The 13,202-nt window shown below is 59.9% G+C and carries 11 protein-coding genes; 5 read left to right on the top strand and 6 right to left on the bottom strand.

Going from position 1 to position 13,202, the window contains the following annotated elements:
• Positions 1–52: 52 nt before the first annotated feature.
• The 6 genes from fabB to ACKPCU_RS13765 all read right to left on the bottom strand — a co-directional run bounded on the left by fabB (position 53) and on the right by ACKPCU_RS13765 (position 8,931).
• Positions 53–1,270 carry a beta-ketoacyl-ACP synthase I gene (gene fabB, locus ACKPCU_RS13790; protein ID WP_104737576.1) on the bottom strand — a complete coding sequence of 406 codons (1,218 nt, stop codon included), beginning with the start codon at positions 1,268–1,270 and terminating at the stop codon, positions 53–55.
• 11 nt (positions 1,271–1,281) lie between these two features.
• Complete coding sequence (gene fabA, locus ACKPCU_RS13785; protein WP_321347534.1) at positions 1,282–1,797, bottom strand: 3-hydroxyacyl-[acyl-carrier-protein] dehydratase FabA; 516 nt, start codon at positions 1,795–1,797, stop codon at positions 1,282–1,284.
• A gap of 343 nt (positions 1,798–2,140) precedes the next feature.
• On the bottom strand, positions 2,141–3,700 hold the full coding sequence (locus ACKPCU_RS13780; protein WP_321347532.1) for a class I adenylate-forming enzyme family protein: 1,560 nt from the start codon (positions 3,698–3,700) through the stop codon (positions 2,141–2,143).
• Between the two features lie 148 nt (positions 3,701–3,848).
• Positions 3,849–5,777, bottom strand: a complete 1,929-nt coding sequence (locus ACKPCU_RS13775) for an ATP-binding protein (protein WP_321347531.1) — start codon at positions 5,775–5,777, stop codon at positions 3,849–3,851.
• A complete protein-coding gene (locus ACKPCU_RS13770) occupies positions 5,774–6,658 on the bottom strand; it encodes a hypothetical protein (protein ID WP_321347529.1) in 885 nt (294 codons plus the stop codon). Before ACKPCU_RS13770 ends, ACKPCU_RS13775 begins: the two co-directional genes overlap by 4 nt.
• A 77-nt stretch (positions 6,659–6,735) precedes the next feature.
• Entirely contained in the window at positions 6,736–8,931 is a 2,196-nt protein-coding gene (locus ACKPCU_RS13765; protein WP_321347526.1) for a TonB-dependent receptor plug domain-containing protein, read from the bottom strand.
• Positions 8,932–9,066: 135 nt separating this feature from the next.
• Between ACKPCU_RS13765 and ACKPCU_RS13760 the strand changes: the two genes are divergently transcribed.
• From ACKPCU_RS13760 to ACKPCU_RS13740, 5 genes are all read left to right on the top strand, one after another.
• Positions 9,067–10,107 (top strand): NAD(P)H-dependent glycerol-3-phosphate dehydrogenase, encoded by a 1,041-nt coding sequence (locus ACKPCU_RS13760; RefSeq protein WP_321347524.1) that lies wholly within the window; start codon positions 9,067–9,069, stop codon positions 10,105–10,107.
• Between the two features lie 9 nt (positions 10,108–10,116).
• Positions 10,117–10,428, top strand: a complete 312-nt coding sequence (locus ACKPCU_RS13755) for a DUF4389 domain-containing protein (RefSeq protein ID WP_321347520.1) — start codon at positions 10,117–10,119, stop codon at positions 10,426–10,428.
• Positions 10,425–10,895, top strand: coding sequence for a phosphohistidine phosphatase SixA (gene sixA, locus ACKPCU_RS13750; RefSeq protein WP_321347518.1), 471 nt, complete (start codon positions 10,425–10,427; stop codon positions 10,893–10,895). The genes ACKPCU_RS13755 and sixA overlap by 4 nt, the downstream gene beginning before the upstream one ends.
• Positions 10,896–11,007: 112 nt before the next feature.
• Positions 11,008–12,699, top strand: coding sequence for an AMP-binding protein (locus ACKPCU_RS13745; RefSeq protein ID WP_321347516.1), 1,692 nt, complete (start codon positions 11,008–11,010; stop codon positions 12,697–12,699).
• Positions 12,696–13,127 carry a hotdog fold thioesterase gene (locus ACKPCU_RS13740; RefSeq protein ID WP_104737566.1) on the top strand — a complete coding sequence of 144 codons (432 nt, stop codon included), beginning with the start codon at positions 12,696–12,698 and terminating at the stop codon, positions 13,125–13,127. Before ACKPCU_RS13745 ends, ACKPCU_RS13740 begins: the two co-directional genes overlap by 4 nt.
• The last annotated feature ends 75 nt before the right edge of the window (positions 13,128–13,202 follow it).

Raw genomic sequence — 13,202 nt, 5'->3', positions numbered from 1 at the left:
CGCAAAAAAAAGCCGCAGCGTGTCGCTGCGGCTTTTTTTCAGCGGATCAGGATCACGCGTCGTTCCAGCGCTTCAGGATCAGGGTGGCGTTGGTGCCACCGAAACCAAAGCTGTTGGACATGATCAGATCGACGGCCTGGTCCAGACGCTCACGCAGAATCGGCAGATCGCCCGCGTTTTCGTCCAGCTCCTCGATGTTAGCCGAGGCGGTCAGGAAGTTGTCACGCAGCATCAGCATGCAGTAGATCGCTTCCTGTACGCCAGCAGCGCCCAGCGAGTGACCTGACAGGCTCTTGGTGGAGCTGATCTTCGGTGCCTGATCGCCGAACACTTCACGGATCGCCTTCAGCTCAGCAACATCACCTACCGGAGTGGAGGTGCCGTGGGTGTTCAGGTACTCGATGGTGCCGTCGACGGTGGCCAGAGCCTGTTGCATGCAACGGACGGCGCCTTCACCGCTGGGTGCGACCATGTCGTAGCCATCGGAGGTGGCACCGTAGCCGACCACTTCGGCGTAGATCTTGGCGCCGCGGGCCAGCGCGTGCTCCAGCTCTTCAACCACGACCATGCCACCGCCGCCAGCGATGACAAAACCATCACGCTTGGCATCGTAGGCACGGGAAGCCTTTTCAGGCGTTTCGTTGTATTGAGTAGAGAGGGCGCCCATGGCGTCGAACAGCATGGTCTGCGACCAGTGTTCCTCTTCACCACCGCCAGCGAAGACGATGTCCTGCTTGCCCAGCTGGATCAGTTCGGCAGCGTGGCCGATACAGTGCGCGCTGGTGGCACAGGCAGAGGAGATGGAGTAGTTCACGCCCTTGATCTTGAATGGGGTCGCCAGACAGGCGGACACGGTGCTGCCCATGGTGCGCGGCACGCGGTATGGCCCGATCTTCTTGACACCTTTCTCACGCAGAATGTCGATCGCTTCCATCTGGTTCAGGGTGGACGCGCCGCCACTGCCGGCAACCAGGCCGGTGCGCACGTTGCTGACCTGATCCTCGGCCAGGCCTGCATCGGCGATGGCCTGTTGCATGGATAGGTAAGCGTAGGCCGCTGCATCACCCATGAAGCGCTTGACCTTACGATCAATGGCGGCTTCGAGGTCGATGTCTACGGAGCCGGAAACATGGCTGCGAAGACCCATTTCGGCGTACGAGGGATTGAAGCGGATGCCGGATTTGCCTGCTTTCAGACTGGCAGCAACGGATTCCAGGTCCTGGCCCAGGCAAGAAACAATGCCCATGCCGGTAATCACGACGCGACGCATAGTGATGATCCTCAGAAACTATCGGTAGAAGTGAACAGACCCACACGCAGACCTTCAGCGCTGTAGATCTCGCGACCATCGACGGCCACGCTGCCATCGGCGATGCCGAGGGTCAGGGCGCGGTTCATGGTGCGCTTGATGTGAATGGTGTAGGTCACCTTCTTGGCGGTCGGCAGAACCTGACCGAAGAACTTGACCTCGCCGGAGCCGAGTGCGCGACCGCGACCCTGGTAACCCAGCCAGCCCAAGTGGAAGCCAACCAATTGCCACATGGCGTCCAAGCCCAAACAACCTGGCATGACGGGGTCACCTTCGAAGTGGCAGCCGAAGAACCAGAGGTCAGGGGTGATATCCAGCTCGGCAACGATCTCGCCTTTGCCGTACTTGCCGCCGGTCTCGCTGATATGAGTAATACGGTCGATCATCAGCATGTTGGGGGCGGGAAGTTGTGCGTTTCCGGGGCCAAACATTTCGCCACGGCTGCATTTGAGCAGCTCTTCCCGGGTGTACGCATTCTGTTGTGTCATAGAGGCTCCTGCTCGTCCCCATCCTCGGGGCACTATTGATTCGGCTTGTTCTGTGTCAGCAAGCATCCGAAAGGGCGCGCGGCCAGTCATGATAGATGAGCTGGAGGGCGTTGGCTGTGCCATTGGCATGACCTAGGTCAAGCTTGTGCACTGTGTACGCCTGCCTGCACTGCGCTTTCGGTTGGCTGCTGAGCGTTTTTTGCTCGCGTAAGCTCAGACTCAGCGCCTGCCGAGAAAGTCACAACATCCACGTTTTGCGTGCGATGAGGCGTTGAGGATACCCGCGAAGGCGAGTCAGGACAAAGTTTCTGTGTCCTGACTCGCCTTCGCGGGAGGGTGCAGATCAGTCCAGCACGCCGTGCTCGGCGAGGAACTGGTCGCGCAGTTCGCGCTTGAGCACCTTGCCGATGGCGCTGCGCGGCAGCTCGTCGGCTATGATGACGCGGGTCAGACGCTGGGTCTTGCCGACGCGCTCGTTAAACCAGGCTTGTACCTGCGCTGTGTCTACGGTGCGACCAGAAGAGGGAACGATATAGGCGACCGGCGTTTCTCCCCAACTGGTGGACGCTACGCCTACCACGGTTACGTCTTGCAGGTCCGGGTGTTGGCGCAGCTCGGCTTCCAGATCACTCGGGTAAATGTTGAAGCCGCCGCTGATGATCATGTCCTTGCGGCGATCCATCAGGGTTAGGAAGCCCTCCTCATCGAAGCGGCCAACGTCGCCGGTGCGAATGAAGCGCTTGCCGGTGCTGTCGTACCACTCGGCTTCAGCGGTTTTTTCCGGCTTGTTCAGGTAACCGGCCATCATGGCGGGGGAGTGGCCGACCACCTCGCCGATCTCTCCGTGTGGCAGTTCGACGCCGTCTTCGTCGATCACGCGCATGTCGTGGCCGTCCAGCGGCATGCCTACGGTAGCCAGCTTGTCCGGATAGGTATGTGCAGCCAGCATGCAGGAGCCACCGCCCTCGGTCATGCCGTAGAATTCGATCAGGCCGCCCGGCCAGCGCTTGAGAATGTCGGCCTTGAGCTCGGCGTGGAAGGGTGCGCTGGTACTGAACTTCATGATGTAGCTGTTCAGGTCATAGCTGTCGAAGTCAGGGCGGGCCATGATGCGCTGATATTGCACCGGTACCAGCATGGTATGGGTGATGCGGTGTTGCTCAGCCAGCTTCAGGTAGCGCTCAGCATCGAACTTGGCCATCAGCACCACGGTGCCGCCCAGACCGATGCTCGGCAGGAAGGAGACCAGGGTGGTGTTGGAATAGAGCGGGGTGGAGATCAGAGTGCGGCAGTCCGGGCCGTAGCCGAACGGCAGGCCGCGCTGAATGTGCGACCAGCGCATGCCATGGGACTGGACGATGCCTTTCGGTTCGCCGGTGGTGCCGGAGGAGTAGATAACGTTGAAGGTCATCTCCGGGGCAATGTCTACTGGGGTTGGCTTGGCGCCATCTTCGGCCAGCCAGTCGTTGTAATGCCGCTCGGCGCCGGTGTTGTCCATGCTGATCAATGGCATGCTCAGACGATCCCGGACACCAGCCATGGCGCTTTGTACGCTGGCGTCGGCAAAGTACAGTTTGGCGGCGGAGTCGGCCAGCATGCCGAGCAGGCTTTCCGGCGTGGACGACGGCGCCAGCGGGGCAACCGTCACACCCGCGCGCAGGGCCCCGACAAACAGGACCGCGTAGTTGATCGAGTTGCTGCCACAGATTGCAATAGCGTCGCCTGCCAGCAGCCCATCTCGCTGCAGGGCCGCGGCAACGCGGTTGGCCTCGGCATCCAGCTGTCGGTAAGTCATCCGTTGCTCGCCTTCTATCAGCGCCGGGTGCTCGGCGCGCTCCTTGCCGTGGATGGCAATCAGGGCGGGTAGGGTTGTGTAGGGCGATTCAAGGGTAACGGTCGACATGATCTGGAAGCTCGAGATTATTAGGGTTGTGGGAGCAGGTTGCCTGTGTCGTCATGAGACAACCTTTACGGAGCGCACTAGTCTCCGCATTTGGTCAAGTTGAATCCAGCTCTCCAGAGCGCTTAATTGTTGATGAAATGTTAAGCGATCAGCCTGGTTGATGGTCCGTTGCGTGCATCCAGCGAGCGAGAGCATGTAGCAGGGCCTGGCGGTTTACGGGCTTGCTGAGGAAGTCCTGCATGCCCGCAGCTTCACAGTCTCGGCGGTCAACATCAAACGCGCTGGCCGTCAGTGCGACACAGGGCGTAGCTGTCCAGCTCTGCTCATTGCAATGCGCATGATAGCGGCGACAGGCTTCTAGACCGTCCATATCCGGTAGCTGTATATCCATCAAAATAGCGGCATAGCGATCTGCGCGCTCGCACAGCAGTTGCAGGGCCTGCTCGCCAGTGGCAGCAATGTCCACGCGGATATCCGCCTGTTTGAGCATGCCTTCGATGACCATCTGGTTAACCGGGTTGTCCTCGACCAACAGCACCGGCTGCGGTGCGCCGTGTGTCTGCACTGGTGGCTCATGCGGTTGGCTGCTGTTTGATGCTGTTTTTGCCCGCAGCGGAATGCTGAACACGAAGGTGGAGCCCTGGCCCTCATGGCTGCGTGCGGTGAGGTCACCACCCATCTTGCGGGCGAAGGTGCGGGCGATGGAGAGGCCAAGCCCGGTGCCACCGAATCGCCGCGAGGTGCTGCTGTCGGCCTGTTGAAATGCGTCGAACATACTCTCCAGTCGGTCGGGGGCTATCCCGATACCGGTATCGGACACTTCGCACTCAAGACTCAGCTCGTCGGTGCTGGTTAGCTGCCAGCTGGCGTTGACCGCAATCTGCCCCTGCTCGGTAAACTTCAGCGCATTGCCGACCAGGTTGACCAGAATCTGGCGAATCCGTGTCGGGTCGCCCACCACTTCCTCGCAGACCTCCCTGCCGGTCAGATTGCAGACCAGTTTCAGGCCTTTCTGCTGGGCGGTATGCTCGAAGACGTTGATCGAGGAACTGATCAGTTGTGGCAGGTTGAACGGGATTTCCTCTATTTCCAGCGCTCCGCGCTCGATGCGCGAGAAGTCGAGAATGTCATTGATGACCTTGAGCAGGTGGTCGGTTGACTCCCCGGCAACATGGACGTACTCACTCTGCTCGTTATTCAGCTCGGTGGTTTCCAGCAGTTGCAGCATGCCTAGCACACCGTTCATCGGGGTTCGCAGCTCATGGCTCATCATGGCAAGAAACTCCGACTTGGCGCGGTTGGCAGACTCCGCGCCTTCGCGGGCAGCAACCAGCTCCTGCATGGCGCGCTGTTGCTGACTTTCTGCGCGCTCAAGGGTCGTCGCCAGGCTGTTGATGTTGTGCATCAGATGGCCGATCTCGTGCTCGTCCCTGACTTCAAGCCGAGTATCCAGCTGGCCTTGCTGCAACTGCGAAATGGCCTGGCCCATACGCTCCATTGGATCGGCCAGCGCTTTGGCCAGACGGATAGCCAGCACCAGCGTTGCGACCAATACCAGGGCGGCCAGCACCAGCGTCTTCAGCAGAATGCCCTGTTGGCGTTCGATGAAGGCCGCATTGCCTAAGCCAACGTGTACCTGACCTAGGTATCGCTGTTGATCATCCCGCGCTGCCGTTGGCACATCGAGCAGGAACAGGTCGCTCTGCAAGGGGATACGTTGACGCGTGATGTCTGCCATAAATACCAGCAGCTCGTCTTCCTCGTCGTTACTGCGGTCCAGCCGCAGCAGCGGATTGCCCGCCCGGTCGTAGACTTGCACATAACGCACGTGAGGGACATTGAGCGCACCTTTGACGAGATTTTCCAGGGTGCTTAGATTCCCGCTGATGACCCCGTATTCGGCCGCGGGTGCCAACTGGTCGGCGATCAGCTGGCCGGTTACCTGCAGCTCCCGATTGACGTCGTCGAGTCGGGCAGTGGTGAAGAAGGTGAACCCGACCACGCCCATCAGCAGGGCCGGTAATGTCGCTATCAAAATCAAGCGACTGTAAATGGTTCCACGTTGCAGAAAGCTCATTGCGCTTGCTCCAGCTCGGCCAGACGGCTGGCGAGGGTGGCGTCATCCGGTAGCGGAATGCCCAGGGATCGTGCGACCTGGGCGTTACTCAGGACGGAAAAGTATTGCGGGTAGGTGGTGCCGCTGTCCGGCAGACCCCGGCTCAACAGTGCAGCCGCGCTGCGGGCCATATCGTCGGGGGTGCTGTAGGTTGTGCTGAGACTGCCCGCCTGGATAAACGGCGCGCTCGGACCAATTAGGACCTTGTTGCGCGAATAGCTCGTCAGCAGGATGCTCTTGAGGTTATCGGCGTTGTAGATTTGCGAGTCGTCAGTGCCCAGCAATATATCGCTGTCGGTAATGATGTCGACTAACTGACGGGTGAGGTTGTCTTCGGGGGTTACGTCGACACTGACCAGCTTTGCCGCGCTGCGCTCAGCTGCCAGCTGCCATTCGGACAACTGGTTACGGGTACTGGTACTGATCAGTATGCCCATCCGGCGTGCACCGGGGACCAGTAGCCGGGCAAGGGCCACCTGGCGAGCGGGCTTAGGGTTGGCCAGCAGGCTGTGAAAGCGCCGGCCTGCTTGCGGATAGTCCTGCAGGCTCTCACCAGTGATGTAGGTCGCCAGCGTTGGCAGGGCGTCGGACCGGCTCAACCTGTCATCCAGGCTACTGCGGCCCATAGTGATCACAGCATCGGTGCCGACCGGGATTGCCTCGCCCAGCGACAGGGTCACCAGGGTTGCGTCTGGCAGGGCCGTGCCCAGGGTGTCAACGAACCGTTGGGTCAGTGTTGAATTGCCCGGGACAATGACCGCGTACTGGGCTGCACTGGCCATGGGGGCCAGCAGCCAGCAGAGCAGCACGGCCGGAAGCCGTGCTGTCAGCCAGTGCCTCACGTGCTTGCTCCTGCGTCGGCAAAGGGGCATGTTGACAATCCGTGTCTGTGAAATGCGGGTACGCTCCGAGCGCTCACTCAGAACCTCAGGTCAGCCGTAAAATAGAACTGACTGGGGCTGTCATAGCGATTCTCTGACCAGGTCAAAGGTTCATCATCCAGCCGATATTGCCAGTTTGCTGCCAGCTCCAGGCTGGTATTGCCGCCGATATCAAAACGTTTGCCAATGCGGCCATCAAGACGCTCGAAGCGCCGCTCGTTGAGCAGGTCTGAACCATAGTAGATGAGGCTGGTTTCGATGCCGCCAGTCCAGCTCCGCAGCCAGGCTGCGGAGCCACTGTTGCGGGCTGTCAGGCGCTGATCAAGCCGGTTGCTGGCATAAAAATCGACGTAAGAGTAGGTAAGACGCAGGCGGTCGCTGGCGTTGACCCGCCAGTCTGTCTGAGTCTCAATGCCGCTGAATCGGGCGAAACTGCTGTTATCTGGTTCGAAGTTCACGACTTGCAGCGGCTGGCTGATCATGTTGTCGATTTCGTCGTAGAACGCCTTGATGTCGACGCTCAGGCCAAGCTTGTGGAACGAGCCGTTGTAGCCCAGCTCCCAGGAGCGCATTTCTTCCTGCTTGAGATTGCCCGGACCTTCTGCCAGTGCGTAGTAGGTATTGCCCGTGGTTGGAGCACCCGTCAGGTTGCTTGGGCGATAGGTCCAGTGGGCATTGTTTTCATACATGTCTGGCGAGCGGACAGCCTCGGAGTAGACGGCGCGCAGGCTATGGGTCGGGGCGATAAAGTACTGCGCCGCCAGGCGTGGCGAGAAAGAGAACCCGCTCAGCCTGTCCTGCTCCGCCATGGCGCCGGCGTGCAGCAGCCAGCGTTCACCCAGCCGGTATTCCAGATTGCCAAAGAGCTGGCCTACCGAATTTTCCACCTTGCCGCCGAAGTAGGTTTGCGATTTGGCCTGATCGTAGCGCACGTTCAGGCCAAAGACGGTACGCAGCGCTTCGGTGACCTGGAGGGTATTCTGGAGCTCGGCTTCGTAACGGGTTTCACGCAGGTTTTCGTTCAGGTTAAAGCAGGTCGGTGGTCCATTGCGGATGGCATTGTGCTGGGCGACGATGCTATCCACCAGCGGCAGGTAGGCGGGGTCGAGGCCGTCCTGGTTGACCAGCCAGTCACTGTAAAACGCCCGATCGCCCCAGTAACCGCGGCGGTTGCGCAAAATGTAGTTCATACGGCGTGTGTACACATTGCCGAGCAGATACAACTCTCGCATCTCGGGCGAAAACACAATGGGCGAATCACAGGCCAGCATCTGGCTCAACCGTTCCATGTGCTGGGCGTAGGTTTTGAGCTCGATCTGGTGGTTGGGGCTGATGTCGTTCTTCCAGTTGAGCTGGACGAAATAGTCGCGGGCGGTGATGTCTGAGTTCGAGTTCTGTTGCTGCTCCATCACCCGGTCAAACTCGTAGCTGGTATCGGTCGGCTCCGCCATCACCGAGTAGTCGTTGTCCCGCTGCTTGCTGCCTTCCTTGGCACCGAGCTGCCAGGTCACCGTCTGGGTGGCGGTCAGGTCAGTGGTGCCTAACAAATTGAAGGCATCGAGCCGCCGGCCATCGCGGTAGTCCTCGTTGTCGTCATCATGATCAAACCCGTCATCCTGCTTTCCAAACAGGCTCAGACGCGCTTGTGAGCTGCCAAAGCTGAAGCCCTGGCTGGCGTAGATGTCACTGACGCCGCGGTTGCCCCGGGTGATCTTGATGCGGCTACCCTGGCTGAACTCCGGACGGGTGGAGACGATGTTGATGACCCCCATCAGCGCGTTGGCGCCATAGGCCGCAGTGTTGGGGCCGCGGAAGACTTCAATGCGCTCGATATCTTCAACGGCCAGAGGAATGTCGGTCCAGTCAACGGTTGCCAGACCCGGGCGGTATACCGAGCGGCCATCGACCAGCACCTGCATGCGGCGCGCCTCGGTGATGTTGGTGCCATGGTAGTTGACGTTCACCACGTTGCCCGCGTTGTAGCCGACCATCATGCCTGGAACCAGGCGCATCAGCTCGGGCACGTCGCGCGCACCGGAGGCGCGAATCAGCTGACGGTCGATCACCGTCATACTGCCCGGAACCTCTGCTGGGCTCTGCTTCAAACGTGTCGCGCTAAGTACTGTCGGCAGCTTCATATCCCCCAGCAACAGCTCGTCATCGAACGGTTGGGCCTGAAGCGGAAGGGCAAGCCCTAGCAGGGCGATTGATAGCGTTTGGCGTGAAGCTGGCATAGGTGCTGGCACTTTGGTTTTGTTAGTTAAGCTAGTTCATTATTAACCAGCGAATGGGCTTTTTATACAGCCAAATCGCCCGATCTTGCGCGCTCGGCTTATACTGGCGCCAGATTCATTACTCAAGGATGTTGCATGACCGATCGCAAAGCTCCTGTCTGTGTTCTGGGTGGCGGCAGTTTCGGTACCACGCTTGCTAACCTTATGGCGGCTGAAGGCGTACCGGTGACGCTCTGGCTGCGTGATGCCAAGGTTGCCAGGCAGATTGCCGACAATCACGAGAACCCACGTTATCTGCCGGGTTTCCGGCTGGATGAAAGGCTGCAGGTGACCACCGATATCGACGCTGCCATTGCCTCCGCAGGGTTGATTTTTCTGGCGATCCCCTCAAGCGCCTTTCGCAGTGTCCTGCAGAGTGTCGGGCCGCTGCTGGCTGGCAAACAGGTCGTCAGCACCACCAAGGGCATTGAACAGCCGGGCTTTCTGATGATGAGTCAGATTGTTGAACAGGAGGCACCGGCCGCCCGGGTTGCCGTGCTGTCGGGGCCGAATCTGGCCAAGGAAATGGCGGCTGGCGAACTCACGGCCACCGTGGTTGCCAGCGAAGACGAGCAACTGTGCCACGCGGTACAGGCCGTTCTGGGCGGCCCCAATCTGCGGGTCTATGCCAGTCAGGATCGCTATGGCGTGGAACTGGGCGGGGCGCTGAAGAACGTCTACGCCATCATTGCCGGCATGGCCTCTGCACTGGGCATGGGCGAAAACACCAAGGCCATGCTGATCACCCGGGCGCTGGCCGAAATGACCCGCTTTGCCGTGCACATGGGGGCTAACCCTCTGACCTTCCTCGGCCTGGCCGGGGTTGGTGATCTGATTGTGACCTGTACCTCTGCGCAATCACGCAACTTCCAAGTCGGCTACGCGCTGGGTAAAGGTGAAACGCTGGAGGAAGGGGTTGCCCGACTCGGGCAGGTCGCTGAAGGGGTCAACACCCTCAAGGTGTTGAAGCAGAAGTCGGAAGAAGAGGGGGTCTATATGCCGCTGGTGACAGGCCTCCATGCCATTGTTTTTGACAAGCAGCCGCTGCCGGTTGTTATCGGCAAGTTGATGTCGGCTGAACAGAAAACGGATGTCGAATTTGCGGCGGTTATGTCCGCTGGTCCAATCAAGTCCTGAGGTGTTTTTGTGAACGCATTTATCGGTAACCTCTGCAGTGCTGATTTCTGGCTGCGCCTGGTATACGTCGTGGTCTTTGCTATCGCCTGGCAAGTGGCCGAAGTCGCCATCGCCGTGATCACGCTGATTCAGATCGGCTATCGCCTGTTTACTGGTGCGCCGGATGCCGACTGCGCCGGTTGGGGTAACAGCTTTTCCCAGTACGCTTGGCAGACCGGCCGCTATCTGACCGGCGTTACCGAGCAGAAGCCTTGGCCGTTCAGTGAATGGCCGGCTCCGACGGCACGTTGGACTTTGCGCTCGGAGGATGAATCGGCGTGAAGATATGGGTTTTGCGCCACGGCCAGGCGGCGGCGCAGGCCGCCACCGATGCGGAGCGGCCGCTGACTGCAGCGGGGCAGCAGGAGGTGCGACTGATGGCCTCCTTGCTGCAGGGACAGCCGTTAGACGCTATCCTCGCCAGCCCGTATCTGCGTGCCCAGCAGACGGCGGCGCTGGTCTGTACCGAGTTGGGTTACGAGCGGGGCGTTGCGACCGCGCCCTGGCTGACCCCCGACGATGATCCGTGCGAGGTACTGCGTTATCTCGCTGAGCGGCAGGAGCGCAACTTGTTGTTGGTCAGCCATCAGCCGCTGGTCAGCCAGTTGCTCAGCATACTGTGCGAAGGTCATCGGGGTGCCCACGTGCCGATGCCCACTGCGGCTCTGGCCTGTGTGGATACCGATTTTGTTGCTGCGGGCTTGGGCTCGCTGGTCCTGCACCGGACGCCAGCCGACCTGAGTGCCTGACTCAGGTGCTTGTCGGCCATCCCGGGCTGGGATAGTGTTCAGGTATTCGGGTGACGAGCTGTTACCGGAAACATGACTATCGATAACAATAACAATCCTAAAGGGGCACGGCATGGGCGCACTGACAACGCAACCAGAGACCGCGCTGGAGTCTTTTTTCCGGCAAGAAACCCTGCGCCCGCGCAGTCACTATCTCATTGAACCAGGGCCGGACGGCAAACTGGTCAAATACAGCTGGGCAGAGGTAGGCAGTCAGGCCCGCCGCGCTGCCCAGTATCTGTTGTCACTTGATCTCCCGACCGGCAGCCATATCGGACTGTTATCGAAAAGCTGCGCACACTGGATTATTGCCGATCTGGCCATCTGGATGGCCGGGCACGTATCGGTGCCGCTGCACCCCAGCCTGACGCCTGACTCGATACACAAGTTGATCGCACACGCCGATATATGCGCGCTGTTGGTCGGGCCGATAGAGTCTTGGCCGAAGGTCGCTGAGGGCATACCGGCCAGTCTGGCCTGTGTGGGTCTGCCGCGGGGCCCTTCAGGCGAACAGGTGGTTGGCTGGGCACAAATACTGGCGGAGCATGAGCCGCTGGCGGAGCCGGTCAGGCCGCAACCGGAGCAATTGGCGACCATCATCTACACTTCCGGCACTACTGGCATGCCCAAAGGCGTGATGCTCAGCTTTGCCAGCATGTTTCTGGCTGCAAGCAACTATCAGCGCCTGTTCAATATCTCTGCCACTGATCGGATGCTGTCGTTTCAGTCGCTCAGTCACATCGCCGAGCGGCAGTTTATCGAGGTCTCTTCGCTGCTTGGCGGGCAGCAGATCTATTTTGTCGAGTCGGGCGATACCTTTATCCGTGATGCTCGTCGCGCCCAGCCGACGCTGATGTTTGGCTCCCCCCATGTTTGGCAGCAATGCGTGCAAGGCTACGAGCAGGCCAGGTCGCCGCGCTGGACGCGTCTTTTGCTTGGTTTGCCAGTGATTGGACCGTGGCAGGCTCGACGCATTCTGGCCAGGCTTGGGCTCGACCAGATTCGCTACGCTGTCAGCGGTGCAGCCAGGCTGGCGCCGGCGGTGCAGCAGTGGTTTTCCCGCCTCGGACTGGTGGTGGTCGAAGGCTATGGTATGACGGAGAACTGCGGCTACTCGCATCTGGGCCGTCCGAGTCGGCCCAAGGAAGGGTACATTGGCTTGCCTAACCCTGGAGTAGAGTGCCGGCTGGGCGAGCACGGTGAGATTCTAGTGCGTAGCAAAGCGGTGATGATGGGGTACTACAAAGACCAGGCCCGCACCGACGAAGTTCTTGATGAAAATGGCTTCTTGCATACCGGTGATGTTGGTGAAATCGATCAGGAAGGGTTTCTACGCCTGACCGGACGGGTCAAGGACATATTCAAAACCTCAAAAGGGCGCTATATCGCGCCGGGGCCCATCGAACAGTTGTTGATGGACTTGCCTGAGGTTGACGAGGCCTGTGTGGTCGGCCAGGAACTGCCGCAACCGCTGGCACTGGTTCGCCTGGTTGCCGGTGCCAATGAGCGCTCCGATCTGACGCAGCGGGCGCTTGGCGAGGCCCTTAAGCGCGTGAATGCGACATTGCCCAGTAGCGAGCGGCTGGGCTGCTTGGTGGTGGTCGACACACCATGGGATGTGAGTGGAGGTTTCCGCACACCAACGCAAAAGCTGCGCCGCAATGTAGTTGAGGCAACCTGGCAGGCGTATTTTCATGACTGGCTGGTGGGTGGGCAGAGCGTCGTCTGGCACCAGTCGACGGAACAACCGCAGGAGAGTGCATGAGCAGTATCTGGAAGACCCCGATAGACCTTGAACGCCTCAACACGCCAACCCCAACTCTCAATAGCCTGCTCGACATCCGCATCGAAGCCGCCGGCGATGATTGGCTCAGCGCAAGCATGCCGGTCGACGAACGTACCCATCAGCCCTACGGTATTCTGCACGGCGGTGCCTCGGTGGTATTGGCTGAAACCGTTGGCAGCATCGCGTCCTATCAGTGCATTGATACCAGCCGCTACTACTGCGTTGGTCTGGACATCAATGCCAACCACCTCCGCGCAGTGCGCGCAGGCCGCGTGACTGCGGTTGCCAAGGCGGTGCATTTGGGCCGCACCACTCACGTCTGGGACATCCGCTTGCACGATGATGCCGGAAATCAGACCTGCATTTCGCGTCTGACTATGGCCATTGTGCCGCTGAAAGCGGAATAGAACAGGGCAAAAGCGCCAAATATAGACACGCATTCACGGATGTAGGGGCGCTTGTCTGGCGCTGGCTGGGCCGTT

The organism is Halopseudomonas oceani (genome assembly GCF_963677335.1).
Lineage (GTDB): Bacteria > Pseudomonadota > Gammaproteobacteria > Pseudomonadales > Pseudomonadaceae > Halopseudomonas > Halopseudomonas oceani.
Note: the sequence above shows the minus strand (reverse complement) of the source record. Positions and strands in the feature narration are given on the sequence as shown.